This is a genomic window from Niabella ginsenosidivorans, assembly GCF_001654455.1.
In the GTDB taxonomy this organism is placed as follows: Bacteria; Bacteroidota; Bacteroidia; order Chitinophagales; family Chitinophagaceae; genus Niabella; species Niabella ginsenosidivorans.
In genome coordinates, this window is the sequence record NZ_CP015772.1 from 2125276 (window position 1) to 2147717 (window position 22442).

Here is a 22442-nt window from a genome sequence, read left to right on the forward strand (position 1 = left end):
ACTTTTGGACAAAAATCGCATGCAATATAACAAAACCCAGGGATGGGGCACTTTGCTCATCATGCTTTCGATCGCAGCGCTTTCGTGCCAAAACAATCCCGATGTCCATATTTCCGTACGTAAAAATAAGGGCCATACAGCCATCAGCATCCGTATAAAAAAAGGGCCCTTCCGTTACCTGAAATATGATACCAGCTTTGCTGCAAAAGCCTTTGCCAGTGAACAGCAGGAGGACGCGTTTGTGAAAGCAATCATTGATTCCGTTACCACCCGTCATACAGCACAAAAAGATCAATAAGAAGCCGCAGGGCCAGTGTTTTAATAAAGCCGGACAGCACAGCAGAACGAACGCATCAGTTTATTTTTTTCCGCCAACTTTGGTGCTGAGTGTGGCTTATGCGCGGGAAAAGGTACCAACGGCATAACAGCGTTTGTTGGTGTTGCTGCTACCGCTACGAAACAGGTGCGCAATACCAAAGGAGCGAAATTTATACTGTTCAATTCGGCTGTTCATTATCTCTTAGTCATTCATTATACCGTTTGAAACCGATTTTATTTCTTGGTATCGGGTGGCTTTGTTTTTCGATTAGCTCTCTGAGCACTGCGAAAATATTCTCAATATCACGACTATTGCCTTTTACTTCTTTTTCTAATTGTGCAAACTGTCGCAATATCTCTTTGTGAGTAAGTGTGTATTCCTTAAGTCTGGTAAATACACGAATAATGCGGATGTTAACCTCTATAGCAGTATCGCTGTTCAATACACTGGACAACAGGGCTACACCTTGTTCTGTAAAAGCATTGGGAGTTTTCGAATGCCTTCCCAAGTTTGTGGTTAAACCTGATGTCGCAATTTGCGACATCAGGTTATCAAGTTCTTTTTGGGTAAGGGAAAACATAAAGTCTTTAGGAAACCGCTTAATATTACGCTTTACCTGCTCATTCAAACGCCTTGTTTCCACACCATACATTTCGGCCAGAAGTCGGGCGCGCACTAAAAAAATTTATTTATTGATCAATCTCTCCAACTTCTCAATCATTTCCTTTTGGGTGATACAATGACAGCTCTTCAACTCATCTTCTTTTCAACCTTTTGTTGCCATAAAAGGTGGCCAATCTTCCCGAAGGGAGTTCGTAAGCGCCAACAATAATAATAGTTTACGCGCATAAAAAGGCTTGGCCAAAAGAACGCTCCGCCTTTTGGCCGCAGTAGTCGCAATTGTGTTCCGGAATCCGAACATTCGGATGAAAAACAAGAAAAAGCAGCGCAGAATAATCAGAAACACTTATGCCTGTCAGCAAAAGATATGTATACAGCATAGCCATCTGGTCAGGCGGCCATTGGAGGCAACAGGGTTTATACATCTGCCCCGGGCAGTATTGGGCCAGGTCTTTAAAAAGCCGTATCTTGTTTTTCCCTGAATCGGGAATTTAAAACAGATGCATTATGAAGAGATTATTGATTCTGATTTTGCTTTTAAATGTTCTGCAAGGAAAAGCAAAAGCGCAAAACAATTATGCTACTGAAAAGGACATCCCTTATTATCCTGCATCGGTAAAACAGGATGCTTACCAGCAAAGCCAGTGCCGGCTGGATGTTTACTATCCAAAGGAACAAAAAAATTTTACTACCATTATCTGGTTTCATGGAGGAGGTCTGAAAGCCGGCAAGAAGGAAATTCCGGCGGCACTGATGAATAAGGGCTATGCCATCATTGGGGTGGGGTATCGTTTTTCGCCAAAGGTAAAAGCCCCTCAGTATATTGAAGACGCGGCAGCAGCCGTAGCCTGGGCATTTGAGCATATTGCGCAATATGGCGGTAACCGGTCAAAGATCGTCCTGTCCGGCCACTCGGCAGGTGGGTACCTGGATCTGATGCTGACGCTGGATAAAAAATATTTACAACGCTACAGTATTGATGCAGACAGTATACTGGGTATTGTACCCTTCAGTCCTCAATGCATTACCCATTTTACGGTACGGGAAGAACGCGGTATCCCGCCCTTACAGCCGGTAATTGATTCCCTGGCACCCCTGTATCATGTACGGAAAATAATACCACCGGTTCTACTGATCACCGGCGACCGGGAAAAAGAGTTGTACGGGCGTTATGAAGAAAATGCATATCTGCTGCGGATGCTGAAGCTGACCGGTAATACCAAAGCAAGGCTTTTGGAGTTACAGGGTTATGACCACGGTGGCATGGCAGAGCCGGCGTTCCCTTTACTATTGGCGGAGGTAAAAATGCTTACGGAATAACTGTAGTAACACAAGCGATTGACAGCTTCTGATTAAATGAATGCCGGAACTCCGGCGGCGGCAGGCTGGTTTTGCTCTTAAACAATTTGCTGAAGGATTGTAAATGCTCAAAGCCCAGCTCATAAGCAATTTCACTGACAGACAGGGTAGTGGCGGATAATTTTTCTTTTGCTTTTTCAATCAGCTTTTCATGGATCAGTTGCTGGGTATTCTGGTTAATGTACGAAGCAGATCGCTTAAATAGCGCGGTGAAAGATGCTAAAGCAGCTAACCGAACTGAAAGCGCTAAATTTGAACCGGCATCAGTTTTGATCAGCTTCCAAAAAAATAAGATATGGATATCAGTGCCGGCACAATTCTTATAAGCAGTGCTACCATGGATGATGAAAATTTTAAACAGGCTGTTGTGCTCATTACGGAGTATAATGAAAAAGGTGCTATGGGCTTTGTTGTGAACAAGCTGTTTCCAAGGCCGATGAATGAATTGGTTGAATTCCGGCACAGCCCGGCATTCCCTTTATACAACGGCGGACCGGTAGATCATGATCATCTGTATTTTATACATCGCAGACCCGGTTTAATTAAAGGTGGTCTGCGCATACAAAACGAATTATATGTGGGTGGAAATTTTCAGCAGGCTGTCATTCAGATCAATGCCGGAATTTTAACCGGCAGGGATCTTAAAATTTTTGTCGGGTATTGCGGATGGGATTTTGGAGAGCTGGAGGCAGAGATGGGGGAAGGGTATTGGGAGTTTGCTGATACGGGCACAGCCATATTTGAAACGTAGAGCAATATTGAAAACCGGAGAATGAATTCAGCCGATCAAAAAAGGTAAAGCGCATGTTAGCAATGTATAATATGGTACCTAACCTGGTTTGGTCTGTCCTGAATTTAATGCCAGTTTTCATCTATTGTCTTGGATTGGCTGATCACAGGATCCTTTACATTTTCCTGGCGGTAAGCCTGCTGCCGGTATTCTTAAAAAATGCTTTCCTTGATAAAATGCAGATCGGGAAAACAACCAGCGTTTACAAACGGCTTATGGTTCACCAGGTCAATAAAGTTGCGCAAAACGGAGTCATCATTAACAATCTGGTAAAACGGAAATTTTCCGGTTATGTTTGCTATAAGGGTGGCAGCGGCCCAGACCATTGAAAAGAGGCGGAAATGTCAGAATTATTTACTTAACATAATATAAATTATAGGACAAAAAGGGCCGCCGCGGTGGCGGCGTCTTATCCGTTTGTCAGCTATAATTCTATATTATGTCTGCGGTGCCGCATTATGGCTTTGAGACGTTAATATTTCTTGCTGTTTGCTTGTAAAATTTTGACGGCGTTTTTAAAGAAATTTACGCCGCAAATTTTACTGCGCAAAGCCACCGCACAGGCGCTGCATTTAAAGCCTTTTTCTTTCTTTACCCACGCACAAAAAAAATCAGGAAGTGGTCGCTCCCTGGCCTGTAAAAAATGCAATATGCCTGATGGGCCTTGTTTCCATTTTTTACAGGCTAGCGTTCACGTAGTTTTTTTATTTGTTCTTTTGCCTTGATGCAAAAGAACGAAAAAATCAAGGCCAAAGGAATGCTCCGCCGTTTGGCCGCCCACGCACACGAGCACCCGGCACAAAAAGCAACACGCCAGCTCTATTGAAGGTGTAGGCTGAAGTGTCCGCTGCCTGATTATTCGAATGCCCTAATTACACTGATTTTCTTCGGGAAAATATACGTTAGCTACAATTATTTGTTATAAAGAAAATAGGCGCTTACACTCTCTTTTTTATGGAAGATCCGGTCCCTCCAACTTAACATAATATTTAGGTCTTCCTGGAAAGGGCCCCGTGTTATCGTCAATTTATTGGCTCTGATGCGATCTCAATATACTGCCCCTGCTGAAAGCCATTGTCAACCAGACAACGGAAGATGATGAAAACTGGAACCGCTTTTTTGCAAGAGCAAAACCATAAAAGAATGATCAGCTGTTTGTGCAAGAAAATGAAAGATCATGCAGGAATAAAAAAACTGGAGCTTCGGGAAATGCACGACCCTATCCCTCCTTCTGCTGTTCATGACAGGTATCTTATTGTATTGAAAGCCAATAATATACAAGATCGTCGTCTCGACCGAGTTTGGAGAACGAGCGGAGAGATCTCTGTAACAGATCAGATCCCTCTGCGCACCCGCTGAAAGCGCGTTTGGTTGGGATGACGATTAAAAAAAAACTGTCATCCGAATGAACTTAATGCCCTTTATTTGTGCCTTTTAATGACAAATCTACTTCGCCGCTAACCCAAGACCGCTGGGTATAAGATTCAGGCTGGATTTTTTTTAAATCTGGCATATAAAATATTAATCGTAATATTGCAATATTAAATTACTGATCAATGGGCGCAACTAAGACCGACCATTTTACTCATAAACAAAATCAAATCGCTACAATCGCAAAGGCATTGGGACATCCTGCAAGAATTGCCATTATAGAATATTTACTGAAAGTGAATGAATGTATTTGTGGTGACATAGTGAACGAATTGCCGTTGGCACAACCCACCGTTTCACAACATTTAAAAGAGTTGAAAAATGCAGGTTTGATTAAAGGTAACATTGAGGGTAATTCAGTTTGTTACTGCATTAACGAAAAAGCCTTTAATATACTGAAAAGTTATTTTTCAAAGATCATTTTAACTGTAGCTAATCAAAAATGCTGCTAAGCATTTTTTTTACTTTTATTATCGCAATATTGCAATAAAACAAAACAATCAAATAAAATGAAATTATCAGAACTAAAGGGAATCTTACCAACATTAGACAATGTGCAATTTCAGTTAGAAAACGGAACTTTTGTTCCCAAACATTTCCATATTACAGAAGTCGGATTTATAACTAAAGATTTTATTGATTGTGGCGGAACTATCCGGAATGAAAAGGCAGTGAGCCTGCAACTTTGGAACGCAAACGACTTTAGCCATCGGTTAAAGCCCGAAAAACTTTTAAAAATCATAGAAGTTTCGGAAAAGCATTTGAGCATTGAAGATGCCGAAATTGAAATAGAATATCAGGGCGATACAATAAGTAAATACGCTTTGGGGTTTGACGGAACACATTTTATACTGCAAAGCAAAACAACGGCTTGTCTGGCAGGCGACAAATGCGGTATTCCGCAGCAAAAACAAAAAGTAAATTTATCAGAACTACAAACCATGAAATCTTCTTGTTGTACATCCAGTAGCGGTTGTTTCTGATTCATGAAACAAAATTTGCCAAATACAATAAGCCAGTTATTATAACGACATCAGTAATTGGGTTGCAACTCATTTTTTGGATTTGACCCGGAGTTTTGTATTACCAATATTATCTGGCTCTCCGTTTAATCACAAAAAAAATGAAAAAGAAAATTTTAGTACTTTGTACAGGGAACAGTTGCAGAAGTCAAATAGCAGAGGGCTATTTACGATACTTCGCACACGGCAAAGCAGCTATTTACAGTGCAGGTGTGGAAACGCACGGAGTAAATCCGAAAGCTATTGCCACCATGCAGGAAGACGGTATTGATATTTCAAACCATTTTATTTATTAGGGCGTGCCCCCGGTAAGAAAAGACTACGCCTCCTGCCCTCTCCTTGTTTTTCTAACCGGGGTCGGGCTATCCGCTTGTAGTCCTCATTACGCTGCGCTCCATTGCGGGCTACTGCTTCTATCCCTCACGCACTCCCACTGCATAAAAGTCAAAATTTTAAAGGTGCGCTACTTAACATAATGCGAAAACATTATAGGACAAAGCGGGCAATCGCTGCGGAGGCCGGATAAGCCGCCTGTCTGCCCGTCATGGAGGTTCGTCAGCTATAATTTATATTATGCCTGCGGGTAAATATATGTCTTTAAAATTTTTGACTTTACAGAACCAATATCATTGAAAAATGGCATAGTTATAGACATCAGATAAATACATTTAACTAAATTCAATTCAAACTATTAATACAACCCATATTTTTAATACTTTATCTTTTATCGAAACGTGAAAATACCGTCTGATATTTCCCGTGAAGACCTTTCAACAGATATGCAGGATTGGTTTTGTGATGGCATACGCCTGACTTATGCAAAATCTTCATTCACTAAAAACGATATGCATCAGGGGCACAGCAATGCAGATGTGGTTCGCCTTCATTTTGGTCTGAAAGGCGATTATAGCGTTACTTATAACCAGATTGGAAAATCGTTTGACCTGGCAGGCGGCCATCATAACCTGTTTTACTCCAAAGAATTTGACATGGAATTTTTTAATAAGACCCGGAAAATTGAAACTTTCGGGATTCAATTTCCAAAAGAAAAGTTCTTACAATTTACGGATAACGCCAACGACGCGCTCCAGCGCTTTTCTGAAAAAATATTAAAAGGTGAAAACGTAATCTTTTCGGGCAAATGGGGAGCGATAGACCTTCCTATCCAGCAGGTCATCCGGCAGGTACTGCACAACCCGTATACGAATGGCTTACAGCAATTGTTTTTACTTTCAAAAAGTATAGAACTGCTGGTGCTATCCACCGAAGCCATACTATCCCCGCAGGAATCAAAAAGCTCCGTTATAAAAAACAACACTGAAAAGGAAAAAATTATTGCCGCAAGAGATATTATCAATGAACATTTAAAGGCGCCGCTTACGCTGTCGCAGCTCGCGAAAATGACAGGGTTAAATGAATACAAGCTCAAGCATGGATTTAAAGAAACCTTCAAATCCACTGTTTTTAATTATTTAAATGAACAGCGGCTGTTGCTTGCCAGGGATTATCTGCGCGACACCCAAAAATCTGTTGCTGAAATTGCGTATGACATGGGATATTCCACACCGCAATATTTTAATAATGCTTTTAAAAGAAAATTCGGGCGCACACCTAAAAGTGTTAGAAAAAATCCTTAAAGTGCAATTGCAAGTACAGCATCCAGACCAACTTTACATCAAATTTAAAAATAAAAAGAAATGGAAAAGAACTTAACAGCCCGCGCATCTGTTACAATAAATGCGGCGCCGCAAAAAGTATGGAAAGCATTGACCACTCCGGCTTTAATTAAAGAGTGGCTGATGGGAACGGAAGTGCTAACCGATTGGAAAGAAGGAAGCGCCATTAACTTCACCGGCGAATATGAGGGGAAAAAATACCACGATAAAGGTATCATTAAAAAGGTGGTGCCTGATAAATTGCTGGAGCACACTTACTGGAGCTCCATGTCGGGCAAGGAAGATAAGCCGGAAAATTATAACCTCGTTACCTACAAGCTGGATGCAAAGGACGGTAAAACGCTGCTGACCCTTACCCAGGATAATAATAAGAACGAAAAGGAAAAAGAGCATTCAACAGAAAACTGGAAACAGGTTTTAAAAAAGCTAAAGGAAGTGGCAGGGCGCTAACTTTATCGGAAGATTAAAAGTAATCAGGGCATGCCCCCTATTCTGTTTTAATTATTTTGGTCAGCCGGGGTGCTGGTAACGGCGAAGCCCTCAGCGAGACAATTAAAAACAAATAAAATATTTGAGCAGATCCCTCACCCATTGCTACAAAACAAAAGGCAAATTTTTAAGCGCGGACTAATTAACATAATGCTTGACCATTAACGGGCAACCTCCGCAGAGGCCCGGTAAGCCGTTTATTAGTAAAAGAACTCCCATTTTATCTCTGTCATATGGCAGATTGTAAAAAATGAAGCGGTATCAAAAGTCGTTTTTACAACGGAATGTCGTTCTGAACTTGTCTCAGAATCTATTGATAAGGATGAACGGTTGAATGAATTATAAGTGATCTATATAGGGCCGGTACCTGCATAAATTCTATTGCTTTGCTTCCTATCCGCACACATCTTTAAACGGCCCCGGTTAATAAAAGGATAATAGCTACGGCATATTTGCAGAGAATAAAGAACACGGAAAATGATCATTACAACGTCTCTTCTGTCAAATTATGTATATAATGACGGTAGTTCTGCAGCACTACTCATATTACAATATCCGGTTCTAAAACGGGTAATGTTTCGGCAGCCCCCGCTTGAGGGATAACAGAAAATAGTCCGGCCCCGGCGATGTATTAGCATATAGCTATCGGTGTTGTGCGCTGACGGGGCTGAGAACATGCCCAATTGAAAATTATAAAAAACAGGAAATTTAGGAAAGGAATTACCGGATTTCCTCCTGTTAAAATTTATATAAAAAATATAGTGTATTAATTTTCAAATTGTAATTTAATTTATATACAAAATATATTTAGCAGATAGTAAAAAAGTGCAAGGGGCTAAAAACGCAGTTTGTTTCATTCCCTCCTGCCCGTCTTCCTTTATAAAGATGGGCGCGTACCGGATAACGTTAATCGTAAAATAAGGATTATTCATTAAATCCGCCGTTATCGATGTCGGTTCAAAACAATACAATGCGCGGAGCGTGTGTGGAACTATTGTGGTGACATTCTGGAAAATCAAAAGGACACAAAAGCTTTAATAAATCTGCGTTACCGCACAAAACAAGATGAACTGCGGCACATCATTATTATGGTTATCATTCTGGGAGTTACTGTTTTTGTAGCCATTAAGTTTGGAATTCTTAAATCATTATGGCTGCTGATATTAACCAGCGAACGAAATTATAATTGCCTTTTTACCATTCCTCCTGTATTGCTTTGCTACAATTTTTTGCGGTGAGTTTGTACTAGGATGCTGTTCCGCTGCCCAACTATATAAGTAGAAAAAATTATCGTTTTGCTTTGTCAATGCCCCGTAAATAGTTTATCTTTTCACGGGCATCAGGTAATAAAACGGATCATTTACAGCAACAAATAAAATGAGCAAATTAATTGCAGCCATTAATATGACACTGGACGGGTTTTGTGATCATACGGCAATCATTCCGGATGATGCCCTACATCAGCATTATGCTGACCTGTTACGGAACGCAGACGCCATTCTCTACGGGAGGATCACCTATCAATTGATGGAATATTGGCCAACTGTGGTAAAAGATCCTACCGGTAACCCTGCAATAGACGAATTTGCTGTGATCATGAACAACATTCCCAAAATTGTTTTTTCCCACACGCTGGCCCCGACAGCTATCAGCTGGGAAAGTGCACGGTTGGCTGCGGGAAGCATTGAAGAAGAAGTTTCAGCACTTAAACAGCAATCCGGCAAAGATGTTTTAGTGGGCAGCCGGAGTTTAATCGTCACCTTGCTGAACCTTCATTTAATTGATGAATTCCAATTAACCGTTCACCCGGTTGTGGCAGGCAGCGGTTTACCCTTATTCAATAATATAAACGATAGAACTACTTTTAAGCTCTTAAAAACAAAAACCTTTGGCTCAGGCGCCCTAACATTTTACTATAACCCGGTAAAAACATGATTGCCAGCTGGAATGATAAGGTTTCGCAGGCGCACTCCTGTCCGCTACAGGGCGGTGTCTAAAAATTTACGCATTTTGACAGAGTGCGAGCTTATAAAACAGGAACCCAAGGGCAGGGAGATCTATTCTGGAGATTGTTAAATGAGAGAAATAGACCAGTGGCTTAAACTGTTCCGTAAAATTTGGGAAGGCTGTTTTGATAATTTAGACAACTTACTGACAGCAATGAAAAAAAATAAGCTGTAAAAGATGCAAATACCTGGTAAAAAATCCGGTTGCCGGAAACCAGATATATGGCACGTTGGTCAGCAGTAAACTACCTTACTAAAATCAGGATTGCAACAGGAATCTAAACCAGTTTTACCAATACAAAAAATAAACAGAAATGAACAGATTGCCATTCAATGTCATCATGGATCATGAAAACAACACACTTACCATCAGACGGGAGTTTGAAGCAGTACACCAATTAGTCTGGGACTGCTATACCGGAAGTGGGCTGTCAGGCCAATGGTTTGGGCACAAACCGCTTGCTGCTAAAACCCAATCAATGGATATCAGGAACCGTTGACGGCAAAAGCCGTTGACGGAAATTTAAAATAAACAGGCAACAATAAACAGGTCAATACAATGAAAAAGAACAAAATTATTTTTTGGATAACCACAGGTATTATATTTCTGATGGAAGGTGTGATGCCCGCCCTCACCTCACAAACTGAGCTTGCCAAAGAAGGGATCAGGCATTTAGGCTACCCCGGATATTTCGGCAACGCATTGGTCGTGTTCAAAGTATTGGGAGCTTTAATATTAATAATACCACAAATACCGAAGCGCCTTAAAGAATGGGCTTATGCAGGCTTCCTGTTTGATTTTATTTTTGCAAGCATCAGCCATTTTTCAGTGGATGGAATGGATTTTCAATCTTTTTTTCCGCTCATCTTCATTATTATACTCGCCTTATCATACATCAGTTATCATAAACTGAATACGGTAAGTTAAAAAACAAATAAAATGAACAGCAATTTAGTATTTAATTTTATCGTGGATAAGTCTCAAAACCATTTTCAAACTATACAATGCTTTTGCAGACAAAGATGAAAATCCTGAATTACCAGGTTCTGAATGGGATTACACATTAATTGAACATAACGGGCATAACAACAGTGAGCATCACTATTTATAATGAATCTTTTGACCGTTTGGAACGATTGGGGAACCTGTTGGCAACTTTGAAAAATTAAAATAAAATGAATACAGCGGAGCAGATCAAAACGTCTGTGAACAACCTGTCTGCGCCAAAACACGCAGATGGGCAAGTGTTGCATCAGCATATACTTCAAACGGCATCTTCGTCTATATCATGGGTATGAAAGATAAAGCATACTTACCTCAAACATACGAAAAGAAAATAGGTCAAGGCGGTGTGGACGGGCGGTGCATTAAGTTTAACATACTGAAAAGATAAACATTGACATACCTGAAGCGGCAATACGGTATGGAATTAAGCAGACAAAGCAAACGGATAAATTAAAATAAAATGAGTAAAATAAGTAAAAAACCGGCAAAACTTTGCTACACGCATATTGGTGGCAAACTTGGAAGCTTGCTTTTAGAAAAATTTATTCAGGATAAATGGCTTGCAAAAGACAACCCAGCCGATAAGCATTTTTACATTACCGACAAGGGGCAAAAAGAATTTGCAAAACTTGGTATTGACGTTTCACAAATAAAATCTGAAGAACTGTAGATCCCCCCTCTATGCATTACCGGTTTGCCTCCGAAACAAATATCAGTTGTATTATTTGTAACGATCTAATGGATGACCGTGATCTTTTTGATGCCTCAGGTTGTGAAAACGACCGGTTGAACAGACCGTTGCCAGCACACTGGCTTTTTATCATCAGAACGGCCATCCTATCTTACTGGTTTCCGGAGGAGGAGATAAATATCGGCAACAGGCATTGCGGTTTTTAGAGAAACATGCGATCTCTTTTAATGAGTTACCGATGCGCCCTTCAGGAAATTATATAAAGGATAGTGTATGGAAGAGAGAACTTTTCAAACAACAGATAGAAGGTAAATATCATGTTCCACTGGTCCCTGACGACCAGTACCAGGTGGTGGATATGTGGCGGAAGGAACTGCAGTTGCCCTGCTTTCAGGTATTCTATGGTCCGTTTTAAAAATAAAGTCCGTTCCGCGCTTCCTGTACGGAATGGACTTTTCTTATATTTGCTAAAACCTGTTTATTCATGCTAAGATATATCCTGCTTGCGAGTGCACTTTTTATATACCTACCGGGATACACTCAAAAAGAAGATAAAAAATTAAAAGTATTAATTGAGAATGCGATCAGCGGTTTCCACGGAGATATTGGTGTATATGTGCATCATTTAAAAAAGAATACATCAGTGGCTGTTAATGCGGATACCATATTTCCTACTGCCAGTATTGTAAAAGTGCCCATACTAACCGGCGTGTTTAATAAAATTGCACAAAAGGAATTAAAGCTGTCTCAGGAATTTGTGTATGATGCCAAACGGGCGTACGGCGGCTCCGGGCTCATGCAGTTTTATAAAGACAGTGCCCGGACGGATCTGTCTACCATGATTTCCTTAATGCTCAGTTATAGCGATAATGTGGCCGCCATCTGGCTGCAGGAGCTTGCAGGCGGCGGTGCTGCTATCAATCCGCTTATGGACCAACTGGGATTGCGTAATACTAAAGTAAACTCGCGCACAGAAGGGCGCCAGGATCTATGGAAAAAATACGGCTGGGGGCAAACCACTCCCAGGGAAATGGCGCAGCTTTTCACCCTGATCCGGCAGGGAAAAGTAATTGACGCCCGGTATTCGGATAAGATGTACCGGTATTTAAAAAACCAGTTTTACAACGGCCGTTCCTTATCGCAGATCCCGGCAACGGTAAATACCATTTGTAAAACCGGTTCAATAGATGATGCCCGTGGCGAAGTGGTGCTGGTAAATGCACCGGGGGGCGATTATGTTTTTTGTATCCTTACAAAGAACAATAAAGACCGGAGCTGGACGGATGATAATGAGGCGGAAGTATTGACCCGGAAGCTATCGAATATCATCTGGAACCATTTTGAGCCCAAACAGGCATTCACCCCTTTTGAAAAAATAGATTAGCAGCAGGGGCAGGATGGTTTAATATCGCAGTGTTTCCTGGTTTACAGCATCCGGTTCAATAAGCCGGTTGGCATGAATGCTGAAGCCCGCCTAATCCGGTATATCTTTGCGGCTGTTGCCCCGCTTCGTGTCTCAGGAGCCTTTAAACTTTCATGTGTTCAACAATTAGGTATGCCCTTACCCATACCGTTTTTCAGACAAATATGCCGCCTGGTAACAAACGGTTTTTACGAAAACTGTAATCCAAAATGCTCTGGTCCATGCCTGAAATACGCCGGCCTTATTTTCTGTAGCTTTAAGTGCTTACATTATTACCTTGGTGGCATAGTGCGCTTACCGGACTGTTACTGAAGAAATCCTGCTTGTACGCACCGCAATAATATCCCCCGGCTACCGCACCGTTTTTTGTAACATTTTGTGACAATCTGTTTGTGACAAAATGAAACTGTCACTACTATTTTGTCACCAGATGAATTGGTAGCCTCCTCCGTCAGCAGCCGGCTATACTACCCCACCAATCCTGATCCAAAGCAAAGATGCTGTTACCTGCTTTTCCTGAAAAGTAGTATGTTAGCGGCATGGAAACCATAAATAAGCCGGATAACACGGCGGTAAGAACGGCCTTATGGCGGGCGCTGCATGTACAAACAGATGCTGCGCCGCACATTATTGAGGATACCACGGGCCTCCGGCTGATTGCTCCGGAAGAAGGCTGGCAGCAGCGCCCGGATATGCATGCGGAGTTTACCAAACGCCTGCGGGCATCTATGGTAGCCCGTGCCCGTTTTATTGAAGACCTGATCATAGTACAAAGCCGGCAGGGGATTGGCCAGTACGTGATCCTGGGTGCAGGGCTGGATACTTTTGCCCAGCGGCAGCCGGATATTGCCTTCAAATTACAGATCTATGAAATAGACCAGCCAGGTACACAAACCTGGAAACAGCAACGGTTAAAAGAACTGGGCTTTGGTATTCCTGAAAATCTTCATTTTGTGTCGGTCGATTTTGAAAAAGCTTCCTGGTGGGACGAATTATTAAAAGCCGGTTTTGATCTGCATAAACCTGCAGTGGTAGCCTGCACAGGCGTAACCCTTTATCTTACCAGAGAAGCAATCAGCGCCGCCCTGAAGCAGATGGCCACTTTAGCGCCTGGTTCTGTATTAGTCATGACCTTTTACTTACCGCTCCGGCTGATGGACAAGGAAGATCAGCCTTTACAGGAAATAGCCGAAAAAGGTGCCCGGGAGGCGGGAACACCTTTTTTGAGTTTTTTTGCACCGGAAGAAGTATTGACGTTAGCGAAAGAAGCAGGATTTAAAGAAGCAAAGATCATTACAACCAAAGACCTGGAGGCATTGTATTTTGCCAACCGCCCGGATGGCCTGCTACCCGCCAGCGGGGAACTGTTCCTGGTGGCAGCTACATAATAAAAGCATTTTGTTTTGCCTTGCTGACGGGCGCAGTAAATTGGTTGTAACCGGGACTGCTGCTCTGCTTCTTGCAGCTATTCACAAATGAATCCCCGCGCTGGCTATGTATAAACTTCCGGTACTGCTTTTTGCCCTCAATCCAAATCGCCGGATTGGCGGTTAGCTGTAATAAATCACCTCAAAGACAAAGCGTTGCTGCGCTCAAATCTCCAGGCGCCCTTTTTCATCTCTACAATTCCGCCTCCTGTCTACACATCCTTCAGACAGGTCGCTTCACCATACTATTGCCTGTATCGTGCTATTAATATTGTCATAAGAAAACAATAATGATCATCTCTTAAACGCTGTTATTATGCACAAATTTTATTACGACATATTGTTAATGGCAGCCGGCCTTATTACCGCACAGGATCTGCCGGCCCATGCCACAACCCCCGTTTTCATAAACCCGCTAAACAACAAGACAATGAATACAGCAAACGACTCCACACAGATCACGCATCAGTACATAACTGTTAATGGTATCCGTTATCATTATGCAGAAGCCGGCAAAGGCCCGCTTGTAGTGCTGCTTCATGGCTTCCCGGAGCTATGGTACTCCTGGCGGCATCAGCTCACCGCCCTTGCACAGGCCGGTTATCATGCCGTTGCCCCGGACCTGAGAGGGTTTGGAGCATCGGAAGTCACATCCCTAGTAGCAGATTACAGCCTGTTTCAGCATGCCTGCGATGTAAAAGCTCTTATTGATCACATTGGCGATGGAAAAGCCGTACTGGCAGGTCATGACTGGGGCGCCAATCTGGTGTGGCTGATGGCACAGCTTTATCCTGAGACGGTAAGTGCTGTAGCCGCCCTTAGTATTCCCTTTTATCCGGAACCAAGAGACCCGGCAGTGATCCGCCGGCAATGGCCGAGCGTATTTACCAATTTTGAACGAAAAGGCATTGTGGAAGCCGAGTTTGAAAAAAAACCGGAAGGCTTTTTTAAAGGATTCTTTTACGGCCTTTCCGGCAATGCACCGGAAGGTACTATTGAAAAACTGTACACGAAGACCACACCCGATGACCGGTTACTGACTAGTTTGCCCACAACAGATGCCCTGCCTGCATGGCTGAGCCAACCTGACCTTGATTATTATGTAAATGCCTATAAAAAAACGGGCATGAGCAGCGCACTGGGGTTTTACCGGAATACGGATGCAGATTACCCCCGGTTAAAGGAAGTGTATAAGAAAGACATTCAGCAGCCGGTATTGTTTATTGGCGGTGCCAAAGAAGCCGCTGTAAGATTCGGCAGCACAGAACCGATGAAACAGGTCCTGCCCAACCTTAGAAAGATCATCCTCCTGGAGGGCTGCGGGCACTGGATACAGCAGGAACGACCTCAGGAACTGAATACAGCTTTGATCCGCTTTTTAAACCAGGAAGTAAAGCAATAAACAGTATGTCATCAGGTCCGGTTATAAACACATTTTTAAAGTATCTGCCGGCAATCTTCAAACATGCCAAGGTCAGTACTATTCTAATAAACCCTAAAACATTTTTATTATGAATTCCAATGCTTCTGAAACAGCGGGCAGCACTGAGCGCAGCCCATCACCAGGCATCCTGGCAACCGTTTATTTTATTTTATTTGCCGTGGGCATGATCTATACCATTTCCGGAACGGCCGGAGCTTCCTATCCCACCCCATATGATCCGGTACAAAAAGCGCAGGCCTATTACCAGCAATATCATTCTATTATACAGGTGCATGCGCTGTTCCTTTTTTGGTCTGCATTGCCCCTGGGCATCTTCACCGCGTTTTTTACCAATCGCCTCAGCAACCGGGGCATCCACCGCGGGGGTCTCAACATAGCCACTTTTGGCGGATATGGTGCTGCCATATTGCTGGCTCTTTCCGGGTTATGCTCCTGGATCCTCTCCCAACCTGTTATTACTGATGCGCCCGGCACTACAAGAGCATTGCAGCTTCTTGCTTTTGTCACTGGCGGCACCGGGTATGTGGCTTTATCGGGCCTGCTGCTTTCCGGTCTTTCCGTAACTGCTGGCTTAGCACGCCTGTTGCCCCGGTGGCTCATGTGGAGCGGGTTGGTCATCGCCGCTATTTCCGTATTGTCAATGTTGAATATTGTGTTCCCTGGCACATCCATCCTGTTGCCCATTGGCCGGTTTTTGGGAATGATCTGGATGATTATAGCAGGGTTTAAATTGAAGCGGAAATAGTTTCATATTGGCTGCGCGGATTAAGAGCAATTGCATTATCTCCTTCCCGGAGAGGCAGGACTACAAACAAAATGCGTCTTCAACTGGGGGGAGGAAATATCCACCCCCAGTTGTACTATCCTTAAAGCCGGTGTTCCGGCCTCCGCCAGCGGGGGACAATGAACCCTGCTTTTAGTTTGAAAGTGCTATAGCGCCTGCACGAATTAAGCGCAACTGCATTATCCTCCTCTTGGAGGAGGCAGGACTACAAATCAAATGCGCCTTCGATGGGGGGAGGAAAACACCACTCTCATTTTTATATCCCTAAAACCAACGTTCCTGTCTTCACCAGGGGGATACAACGTACCTGCATTTAGTCCGGTGATGCTACCCAAAAAGATCGCTGCTCAAATAACGGTCGCCGCGGTCGCAGGCAATAAATACAATGGTGCCGCTTTCCATTTCCCTTGCCAGCCGGAAAGCCGCGGAGGCTGCGCCACCTGAGCTCATACCCGCAAATACGCCTTCTTCTTTTGCCAGTTGCCGCGTGGTTTGGATAGCTTCTTCTTCTGTAATATCCAGCACCCGGTCTACCCGGCTGGGATCAAATATTTTGGGCAGATACGCCTCCGGCCATCTGCGGATGCCGGGTATCGAAGCTTCTTCAGAAGGCTGACAGCCGATGATCTGTACCCCCGGGTTCTGTTCTTTTAAGAACCGGGAGCAGCCCATAATAGTGCCTGTGGTGCCCATAGCGCTTACAAAGTGGGTAATAGTACCGTTGGTATCTCTCCATATTTCCGGGGCTGTGGTCTTATAATGCGCGCCCCAGTTATCGGCATTGGCAAACTGGTTAAGGATAAAAGCCTCTCCCCTTGCCGCCTTGGCCTCAGCATAGTCGCGGCAGGTTTCCATACCATTCAACAACGTTACATTGGCGCCAAAAGCTTTCATGGTAAGAGTGCGCTCCCGCGTAGAGGTATCCGGCATTACCAGCTCCAGCTCCAGGTTATAGAACCGGGCGATCATGGCCAGGGCAATGCCTGTATTACCACTGGTAGCTTCCACCATCTTGTCTCCGGGTTTAATATCCCCCCGTTCCAGTGCAGAGGAGATCATGTTCAATGCCGCGCGGTCTTTTACACTGCCGCCGGGATTATTACCCTCCAGCTTGACGTATATTTTTACATCGGTATTGGGATTGAGTCTTTTCAACTCTACCATGGGCGTATTGCCCACCAGGTCCAGTAAAGAAGCCATATTAAAAATTACGGATTTTGAATTAAAATTTTGAATGCCGGTTCAGCGAATCAGGAGTTGGTTTTTAGTTTTCTGATATCAGTCATCAGCTCCGACAGCGGTCTATCAGAATCCGTATGCGGACTACTCCTTCTCCTTTCTTATTTAAAAGTTCTTATTCTTATTCTGCATTCCTCTCCGTTACTCCAGCAGATCCTGCTCTACCAGGTCAATAGAAGGGCGATGGTATACCTTGGAGTTCGGCGGAATGCTGCGCGTAAGCCATACGTTACCTCCTATAATGCTGTTGGCGCCAATAACGGTGCCGCCGCCCAGAATGGTGGCATTGGAATAAATGACCACGCCATCTTCCACCGTGGGGTGCCGCTTGCTGTTCATCATGGTCTTTTCCACGCTCAGTGCGCCTAAGGTAACGCCCTGGTAGATCTTTACATGATTGCCGATAAAGGTAGACTCCCCTATAACGGTGCCGCTGCCATGGTCGATGCAGAAATATTCGCCGATGACGGCGCCGGGATGGATATCTATGCCCGTAATACCATGCGCGTGCTCCGTAAGGATACGGGGCAGATGCGGTATATGCGATAACAGCAGCCCATGGGCAATGCGGTAATATGCAATAGCAAAAAAACCCGGGTAAGCACGGATGATCTCAAAACGGGTTTTCGCCGCCGGATCACCGGAAAGAATGGCTTCAATATCTGTATTCAATACGTGGTACAGCTCCGGGAGTTGCCGGAAAAAACTATGCGCTTTTTTAGCACCCTCCCGGCAGGTTTCCGTTACAGCTAAAATAGCTGCCAGCTCTTTTTCCCGCAGTCCAAGCTTATGCTCCACTTCCTCTGCATTAATAGGAAAACAATCTGCCCGTTCAGGAAACAGCAGGCAGATCAGCGAATCGGCCCAGGCAGCCAGTACCTGATTGGGCGGTACTGACGGTACCCCTTTCTGCGATTCAAATATTTTCTGATAAAAATCGGCTCTACGCTCATCCATACCTTACAAAACTAACATAATAAATAGAAATGAAAGTAAAACGAATTGCCAAAACTATATGGAGCGCTAACAGGTGTTTGAACCGTCTGCCTGCCGGAAACCAATAATTATAAACCTGTAAAAGGGCGGTCTATTTCCCGGTTATTCCTGTTGCCATATCATACACCACTACCCGCTCCCATAAATGGCTGTATTTTTCAACAAAGGCTACATGCACCGGGTGCTTCTGGTAGGCATCCTGATCCTGAACGCTGTTGAAATAGGCCAGCTCCGAAACCTGGAAGCTGTTATCCACCACGTCCCGTTTTAAAGTGGAAGCAGGTGTGCCAATGAGCAGTTGCTGTACCTGTGGAATGGTCTTCAATGTTTTTATTCCGGTAATCAGCTCCTTTTTATCTGCTTCCGATTCCGGGTTTTTGAGCCAGAAGAAAACGTGATGGATGACCGGTTGTTGCTGAGAAATTGGATGATTATTCATGACGAGTGGAACTACGGCCAATACGGCTGCATTTTTTATGAACGTTCTGCGGGATAAATTGTTTCGTTGTTGAGACATGGCAAAAATCAATGATCGCCGTAAAAATATTTATATTACCTGGTATTGATCTCAGCCGGTGGCAACCCGGCCGGAGCATTGTTCGGGCTTCAAGTTACAGGATTTTAATGAAAAATAATGCGGCAGTCAGTCATCAGCCGTCAGTTATTAGCATTCAGTGATCAGTTGTAAGTTCAAGACGAACTATGAACAAAGACACCCAAAAATCATATTGACAAATTTTGTTTATTTGTCAGTTTTGGGATAACTTTGCAGAAAATCAGATAGACATGTCTTCAGCAACCGATACCGAAGTGGATATTCTTCCAGGGCAGATCCTGCAGGCAGCATTACAATTGTACTTAAAGCACGGACTGAAGAAAGTGACCATGGATGATGTGTCGAGGGTTATTGGCAAAAGCAGGAGCTCCATTTATTATTATTATAAAAACAGGGATGAGATCTTTGAAGCCGTAATGGATGCTTTACTGGCAGAAGTGCTTCATGAAATGGAAACAGCCATGGAGGAGGCCGGTACAATAGCCGGTAAGATCCGCGCTTTCTGCCTGGCAAAGATCAGGACCTCTGAAGAAAAAAAGCCCCTCTTTACCGCCATTGAAGCAGGAATGAACGTGGAAGAAAAATCGAACCACGCTAAAATTATGATCGGGTTGCACCAGCGCCTCATGAAAGCCGAGGCCGCCTTGCTGAAACAGGCCCTTTCGGCTGCTGTTAAAAGCCGGGAGGTGCGTGCCCTTAAACCCAAAGAACAGGAAACCCTTATTTTTATTTTATTAAGCAGCATCCGCGGCATCAAGCGCGAAATGGCATACGAAAATGATTTCAGCAAGCTGCATACAACCGTTGATACACTGACGGCTGTAACCCTAAAATGGCTGAAAGAATAATTTTTTTATTACCGGTTTGACAATTTTACATTTTTTGTCAGGAAGTAACAGGTGAGGATATATGAGCAGTATTAGTAAGATCAGCACTTTCAGGGCATTCAGAAGTACCAATTATACCTTATATTTTATCGGCCGGTCCGTGTCCCAGTTCGGAACCTGGATGCAGCGAACAGCGGTTGTGTGGGTGGTTTACAGCATGACCCATTCCGCATGGATGCTGGGGCTGACGGTTTTTGCAGAACAGTTTCCCTCTTTCCTGTTCTCTGCGTTTGGCGGCGTGGCAGCCGACAGGCATGACCGGTTTAAAATCATTAATATTACCCAGGTCAGTTCCATGATCCAGGCCGTATTACTGGCGATACTTGTCATTACCAGGCACGGCGGTGTCTGGGAAATATTAACACTTAGTGTGATACTGGGTATCATCAATGCCTATGATGTACCGGCAAGACAATCCATGATCAATGAAATGGTTGCCGATCCGGCCGACCTGCCAAGTGCCCTTTCCCTGAGCGCTGCCATGGCAAGCCTTTCAAAATTACTGGGCCCTGCGCTGTCCGGCATCATACTGGAAAAATTTGGCCCCGGTACCTGCTTCCTCATCAATGCCGCCAGTTTTGGCGGGGTGATGCTTTCTATTTTTTTTATGAAAAAGCCTAAGAAAACGGATATACAACGTACCGGTAAAAACGTGTTTGCGGAACTGGCAGAAGGATTCCGGTACCTGAGGCAGGAATCTTCTATCGGAATGGTCATTGTAATGCTCAGCATTACAGGACTGCTGGTATTGCCTTATGACACGCTGATTCCGGTGTATGCAAAAGAGATCTTTAAGGGCAATGCCAGAACCTTCGGCTATATATCCAGCTTTATAGGGATCGGGGCCGTAGCCGGCACTGTTTTACTGGCTTCCCTGAAAAAAAATGCTTCCATGAGGCGGATGCTGCTGGCAAGCACTGCTATTCTTGGCATTGGCCTGGTTTGCTTTTCCTACACCAGCAGCTTTGTACCGGCTATGGGCTTCGCTGTGGTTACCGGCTTTGGCGGTGTGGCACAGTTTACCACCTGTAATATTATTGTACAGTCTGAAGCCTCCCGTGAAATGCGGGGCCGGGCCATCAGCATTTTGTTAACGGCAATATTTGGTATGCTGCCTTTAGGCAGCCTTCTTGTAGGTGCGGTATCCGAAAAGATCGGTGCGCCCAATACCATCCTTTGCCAGGGCATTCTCGGTATTATCATCTCCTTTATTTTCTTCAGGCTGCTGCGTAAGAAAAAGAAAAGTTTTCCTGTAAACCAGGTACAGCTGGAAGCAGCAGAAGAGCGTCTTTTGGAAAAAGCATAGCTCAGCAAAATTTTATCCACATAAAAAGCAGCATATGGAACAATCAACAACAGCATTACTGGTAATGGACATGCAGGCATCTATTCTGGGTTCATTTCCCGGCGCTCCGGCATTTATATCCAACGTGGCCAAAGCCATCGAAACCGCCCGCAAACGGCAGCTCCCCGTAATTTATGTAGTGGTGGGCTTCAGGGAAGGAATGCCTGAGATCACCAGCCGTAATATCGGTTTTTCAGCAGCAAAAGAAAGAATGGCAAATGCCAGCATGGAAGAATGGATCAAGATCCACCCCGATCTTGCGCCACTGGAGAACGACATCGTTGTTACCAAGCGCCGGATAAGCGCTTTTACGGGCAGCGACCTGGAAGTGGTATTGCGCGCACAGGACATTCAGCATTTAGTATTAACCGGTATTGCCACAAGCGGCGTTGTCTTATCTACCCTGAGGGAAGCGGCTGACAAAGATTACCAGTTAACAGTGATCGCCGATTGCTGTGCAGATGGCGATGAGGAAGTGCACCGGGTACTGACCACTAAAGTATTCCCCAGGCAGGCAGCAGTGGTTGCACTTAACGAATGGCCTCCTGCTTAATACCGGTATTCGCAGAATGGCTTTCATGGTTCGTAGTTCAACAAATTGTTAATGAGAAATGCTGTAAGCAATAATAACAGGATGTTACCCTGAGGCAAGCATAAAAGCGTTGCATTTAAGTTCATCCGGATGACAAGTTTTTTTTAATCGTCATCCGAGTGTTCGGATTCAATGAACTTGACCCTGCGGTTATTTTGGACTCAGCATGACATTACTTATTGAACAGGTTTTGATGACTCTAAAAGGTGTAAGTCATTCATACAAATAGGGCTACTTTCTGAATTCACCCTTTTAATGACTGAATAGGTGGTGTTCCGATAGCTCCGGTGAAGATGGCTGATTTATTCATCTGCCCTGCTTTCCATTATTCGCGCGGAC

Annotated in this window: 26 protein-coding genes and 1 pseudogene; 22 read left to right on the plus strand and 5 right to left on the minus strand. The window is 43.9% G+C overall.

From position 1 onward, the window contains the following. Nucleotides 1–19: 19 nt before the first annotated feature. Nucleotides 20–298 (plus strand): hypothetical protein, encoded by a 279-nt coding sequence (locus tag A8C56_RS08870; RefSeq protein WP_067754687.1) that lies wholly within the window; start codon nt 20–22, stop codon nt 296–298. A 226-nt stretch (nt 299–524) separates the two neighbouring features. Here the strand turns inward: A8C56_RS08870 and A8C56_RS08875 are convergent, their stop codons facing one another. Further along, nucleotides 525–995 carry an ORF6N domain-containing protein gene (locus A8C56_RS08875; protein ID WP_245645808.1) on the minus strand — a complete coding sequence of 157 codons (471 nt, stop codon included), beginning with the start codon at nt 993–995 and terminating at the stop codon, nt 525–527. A gap of 452 nt (nt 996–1447) precedes the next feature. Between A8C56_RS08875 and A8C56_RS08880 the strand changes: the two genes are divergently transcribed. After that, nucleotides 1448–2260 carry an alpha/beta hydrolase gene (locus A8C56_RS08880; RefSeq protein ID WP_067754689.1) on the plus strand — a complete coding sequence of 271 codons (813 nt, stop codon included), beginning with the start codon at nt 1448–1450 and terminating at the stop codon, nt 2258–2260. Here A8C56_RS08880 and A8C56_RS25010 read toward each other — a convergent pair. Beyond that, a pseudogene (locus A8C56_RS25010) lies at nt 2250–2518 on the minus strand (helix-turn-helix domain-containing protein); the annotation flags it as partial. The gene A8C56_RS08880 and the pseudogene A8C56_RS25010 overlap by 11 nt on opposite strands. 76 nt (nt 2519–2594) lie before the next feature. Between A8C56_RS25010 and A8C56_RS08890 the strand changes: the two are divergent. The 17 genes from A8C56_RS08890 to A8C56_RS08975 all read left to right on the plus strand — a co-directional run bounded on the left by A8C56_RS08890 (nt 2595) and on the right by A8C56_RS08975 (nt 16449). Next, the gene (locus A8C56_RS08890) at nt 2595–3050 is read left to right on the plus strand and encodes a YqgE/AlgH family protein (RefSeq protein WP_084490127.1); all 456 of its coding nucleotides are present in this window, start codon (nt 2595–2597) and stop codon (nt 3048–3050) included. Nucleotides 3051–3103: 53 nt separating this feature from the next. Further along, complete coding sequence (locus A8C56_RS08895; protein ID WP_067754699.1) at nt 3104–3418, plus strand: hypothetical protein; 315 nt, start codon at nt 3104–3106, stop codon at nt 3416–3418. Nucleotides 3419–3592: 174 nt separating this feature from the next. After that, nucleotides 3593–3814 (plus strand): hypothetical protein, encoded by a 222-nt coding sequence (locus A8C56_RS08900; protein ID WP_157097927.1) that lies wholly within the window; start codon nt 3593–3595, stop codon nt 3812–3814. A gap of 831 nt (nt 3815–4645) precedes the next feature. Beyond that, nucleotides 4646–4972, plus strand: coding sequence for an ArsR/SmtB family transcription factor (locus tag A8C56_RS08910; RefSeq protein ID WP_067754707.1), 327 nt, complete (start codon nt 4646–4648; stop codon nt 4970–4972). A 57-nt stretch (nt 4973–5029) separates the two neighbouring features. Continuing rightward, the gene (locus tag A8C56_RS08915) at nt 5030–5503 is read left to right on the plus strand and encodes a DUF6428 family protein (RefSeq protein WP_067754709.1); all 474 of its coding nucleotides are present in this window, start codon (nt 5030–5032) and stop codon (nt 5501–5503) included. A gap of 140 nt (nt 5504–5643) precedes the next feature. Next, entirely contained in the window at nt 5644–5838 is a 195-nt protein-coding gene (locus A8C56_RS08920) for an arsenate reductase/protein-tyrosine-phosphatase family protein (protein WP_245645810.1), read from the plus strand. Between the two features lie 438 nt (nt 5839–6276). After that, nucleotides 6277–7179 carry a helix-turn-helix domain-containing protein gene (locus A8C56_RS08925; RefSeq protein ID WP_157097928.1) on the plus strand — a complete coding sequence of 301 codons (903 nt, stop codon included), beginning with the start codon at nt 6277–6279 and terminating at the stop codon, nt 7177–7179. Between the two features lie 60 nt (nt 7180–7239). Continuing rightward, nucleotides 7240–7668 (plus strand): SRPBCC family protein, encoded by a 429-nt coding sequence (locus A8C56_RS08930; protein ID WP_067754715.1) that lies wholly within the window; start codon nt 7240–7242, stop codon nt 7666–7668. A gap of 1416 nt (nt 7669–9084) precedes the next feature. Continuing rightward, a complete protein-coding gene (locus A8C56_RS08940; protein WP_067754721.1) occupies nt 9085–9642 on the plus strand; it encodes a dihydrofolate reductase family protein in 558 nt (185 codons plus the stop codon). Between the two features lie 385 nt (nt 9643–10027). Further along, complete coding sequence (locus A8C56_RS24425; protein WP_157097929.1) at nt 10028–10213, plus strand: SRPBCC family protein; 186 nt, start codon at nt 10028–10030, stop codon at nt 10211–10213. A 59-nt stretch (nt 10214–10272) separates the two neighbouring features. Next, nucleotides 10273–10641 (plus strand): DoxX family protein, encoded by a 369-nt coding sequence (locus tag A8C56_RS08945; protein WP_067754724.1) that lies wholly within the window; start codon nt 10273–10275, stop codon nt 10639–10641. 538 nt (nt 10642–11179) lie between these two features. Beyond that, nucleotides 11180–11389 (plus strand): ArsR family transcriptional regulator, encoded by a 210-nt coding sequence (locus tag A8C56_RS08950; RefSeq protein ID WP_067754727.1) that lies wholly within the window; start codon nt 11180–11182, stop codon nt 11387–11389. A 175-nt stretch (nt 11390–11564) separates the two neighbouring features. After that, nucleotides 11565–11825 (plus strand): phosphatase domain-containing protein, encoded by a 261-nt coding sequence (locus A8C56_RS08955; RefSeq protein ID WP_449406603.1) that lies wholly within the window; start codon nt 11565–11567, stop codon nt 11823–11825. Nucleotides 11826–11894: 69 nt separating this feature from the next. Then, nucleotides 11895–12794: a serine hydrolase gene (locus A8C56_RS08960; protein WP_067754731.1), complete on the plus strand. Its 900-nt coding sequence runs from the start codon at nt 11895–11897 to the stop codon at nt 12792–12794. 578 nt (nt 12795–13372) lie between these two features. After that, nucleotides 13373–14221, plus strand: coding sequence for a class I SAM-dependent methyltransferase (locus A8C56_RS08965; RefSeq protein ID WP_067754733.1), 849 nt, complete (start codon nt 13373–13375; stop codon nt 14219–14221). A gap of 355 nt (nt 14222–14576) precedes the next feature. After that, a complete protein-coding gene (locus A8C56_RS08970) occupies nt 14577–15662 on the plus strand; it encodes an alpha/beta fold hydrolase (protein WP_084490128.1) in 1086 nt (361 codons plus the stop codon). A 109-nt stretch (nt 15663–15771) separates the two neighbouring features. Next, nucleotides 15772–16449, plus strand: a complete 678-nt coding sequence (locus A8C56_RS08975; RefSeq protein WP_084490130.1) for a hypothetical protein — start codon at nt 15772–15774, stop codon at nt 16447–16449. Between the two features lie 366 nt (nt 16450–16815). Here the strand turns inward: A8C56_RS08975 and cysM are convergent, their stop codons facing one another. The 3 genes from cysM to A8C56_RS08990 all read right to left on the minus strand — a co-directional run bounded on the left by cysM (nt 16816) and on the right by A8C56_RS08990 (nt 19162). Further along, nucleotides 16816–17688 carry a cysteine synthase CysM gene (cysM, locus tag A8C56_RS08980; RefSeq protein ID WP_067754741.1) on the minus strand — a complete coding sequence of 291 codons (873 nt, stop codon included), beginning with the start codon at nt 17686–17688 and terminating at the stop codon, nt 16816–16818. A 180-nt stretch (nt 17689–17868) separates the two neighbouring features. Next, nucleotides 17869–18684 carry a serine O-acetyltransferase gene (locus A8C56_RS08985; RefSeq protein WP_067754745.1) on the minus strand — a complete coding sequence of 272 codons (816 nt, stop codon included), beginning with the start codon at nt 18682–18684 and terminating at the stop codon, nt 17869–17871. Nucleotides 18685–18814: 130 nt separating this feature from the next. After that, a complete protein-coding gene (locus A8C56_RS08990) occupies nt 18815–19162 on the minus strand; it encodes a Dabb family protein (protein ID WP_245645812.1) in 348 nt (115 codons plus the stop codon). A 347-nt stretch (nt 19163–19509) separates the two neighbouring features. Between A8C56_RS08990 and A8C56_RS08995 the strand changes: the two genes are divergently transcribed. The 3 genes from A8C56_RS08995 to A8C56_RS09005 all read left to right on the plus strand — a co-directional run bounded on the left by A8C56_RS08995 (nt 19510) and on the right by A8C56_RS09005 (nt 22064). Further along, nucleotides 19510–20127 carry a TetR/AcrR family transcriptional regulator gene (locus A8C56_RS08995; RefSeq protein ID WP_067754747.1) on the plus strand — a complete coding sequence of 206 codons (618 nt, stop codon included), beginning with the start codon at nt 19510–19512 and terminating at the stop codon, nt 20125–20127. 61 nt (nt 20128–20188) lie between these two features. Further along, nucleotides 20189–21472 (plus strand): MFS transporter, encoded by a 1284-nt coding sequence (locus tag A8C56_RS09000; protein ID WP_067754750.1) that lies wholly within the window; start codon nt 20189–20191, stop codon nt 21470–21472. Nucleotides 21473–21506: 34 nt separating this feature from the next. Next, nucleotides 21507–22064 (plus strand): isochorismatase family cysteine hydrolase, encoded by a 558-nt coding sequence (locus tag A8C56_RS09005; RefSeq protein ID WP_067754753.1) that lies wholly within the window; start codon nt 21507–21509, stop codon nt 22062–22064. The last annotated feature ends 378 nt before the right edge of the window (nt 22065–22442 follow it).

Excerpts from the sequence above, each read along its gene's own strand:
- A8C56_RS08870 (WP_067754687.1), top strand. The coding sequence starts at position 20 with ATGCAATATAACAAAACCCAGGGATGGGGCACTTTGCTCATCATGCTT.
- A8C56_RS08880 (WP_067754689.1), top strand. The coding sequence starts at position 1,448 with ATGAAGAGATTATTGATTCTGATTTTGCTTTTAAATGTTCTGCAAGGA.
- A8C56_RS08890 (WP_084490127.1), top strand. The coding sequence starts at position 2,595 with ATGGATATCAGTGCCGGCACAATTCTTATAAGCAGTGCTACCATGGAT.
- A8C56_RS08895 (WP_067754699.1), top strand. The coding sequence starts at position 3,104 with ATGTTAGCAATGTATAATATGGTACCTAACCTGGTTTGGTCTGTCCTG.
- A8C56_RS08910 (WP_067754707.1), top strand. The coding sequence starts at position 4,646 with ATGGGCGCAACTAAGACCGACCATTTTACTCATAAACAAAATCAAATC.
- A8C56_RS08915 (WP_067754709.1), top strand. The coding sequence starts at position 5,030 with ATGAAATTATCAGAACTAAAGGGAATCTTACCAACATTAGACAATGTG.
- A8C56_RS08920 (WP_245645810.1), top strand. The coding sequence starts at position 5,644 with ATGAAAAAGAAAATTTTAGTACTTTGTACAGGGAACAGTTGCAGAAGT.
- A8C56_RS08930 (WP_067754715.1), top strand. The coding sequence starts at position 7,240 with ATGGAAAAGAACTTAACAGCCCGCGCATCTGTTACAATAAATGCGGCG.
- A8C56_RS08940 (WP_067754721.1), top strand. The coding sequence starts at position 9,085 with ATGAGCAAATTAATTGCAGCCATTAATATGACACTGGACGGGTTTTGT.
- A8C56_RS24425 (WP_157097929.1), top strand. The coding sequence starts at position 10,028 with ATGAACAGATTGCCATTCAATGTCATCATGGATCATGAAAACAACACA.
- A8C56_RS08945 (WP_067754724.1), top strand. The coding sequence starts at position 10,273 with ATGAAAAAGAACAAAATTATTTTTTGGATAACCACAGGTATTATATTT.
- A8C56_RS08950 (WP_067754727.1), top strand. The coding sequence starts at position 11,180 with ATGAGTAAAATAAGTAAAAAACCGGCAAAACTTTGCTACACGCATATT.
- A8C56_RS08960 (WP_067754731.1), top strand. The coding sequence starts at position 11,895 with ATGCTAAGATATATCCTGCTTGCGAGTGCACTTTTTATATACCTACCG.
- A8C56_RS08965 (WP_067754733.1), top strand. The coding sequence starts at position 13,373 with ATGGAAACCATAAATAAGCCGGATAACACGGCGGTAAGAACGGCCTTA.
- A8C56_RS08970 (WP_084490128.1), top strand. The coding sequence starts at position 14,577 with ATGCACAAATTTTATTACGACATATTGTTAATGGCAGCCGGCCTTATT.
- A8C56_RS08975 (WP_084490130.1), top strand. The coding sequence starts at position 15,772 with ATGAATTCCAATGCTTCTGAAACAGCGGGCAGCACTGAGCGCAGCCCA.
- cysM (WP_067754741.1), bottom strand. The coding sequence starts at position 17,688 with ATGGCTTCTTTACTGGACCTGGTGGGCAATACGCCCATGGTAGAGTTG.
- A8C56_RS08985 (WP_067754745.1), bottom strand. The coding sequence starts at position 18,684 with ATGGATGAGCGTAGAGCCGATTTTTATCAGAAAATATTTGAATCGCAG.
- A8C56_RS08990 (WP_245645812.1), bottom strand. The coding sequence starts at position 19,162 with ATGAATAATCATCCAATTTCTCAGCAACAACCGGTCATCCATCACGTT.
- A8C56_RS08995 (WP_067754747.1), top strand. The coding sequence starts at position 19,510 with ATGTCTTCAGCAACCGATACCGAAGTGGATATTCTTCCAGGGCAGATC.
- A8C56_RS09000 (WP_067754750.1), top strand. The coding sequence starts at position 20,189 with ATGAGCAGTATTAGTAAGATCAGCACTTTCAGGGCATTCAGAAGTACC.
- A8C56_RS09005 (WP_067754753.1), top strand. The coding sequence starts at position 21,507 with ATGGAACAATCAACAACAGCATTACTGGTAATGGACATGCAGGCATCT.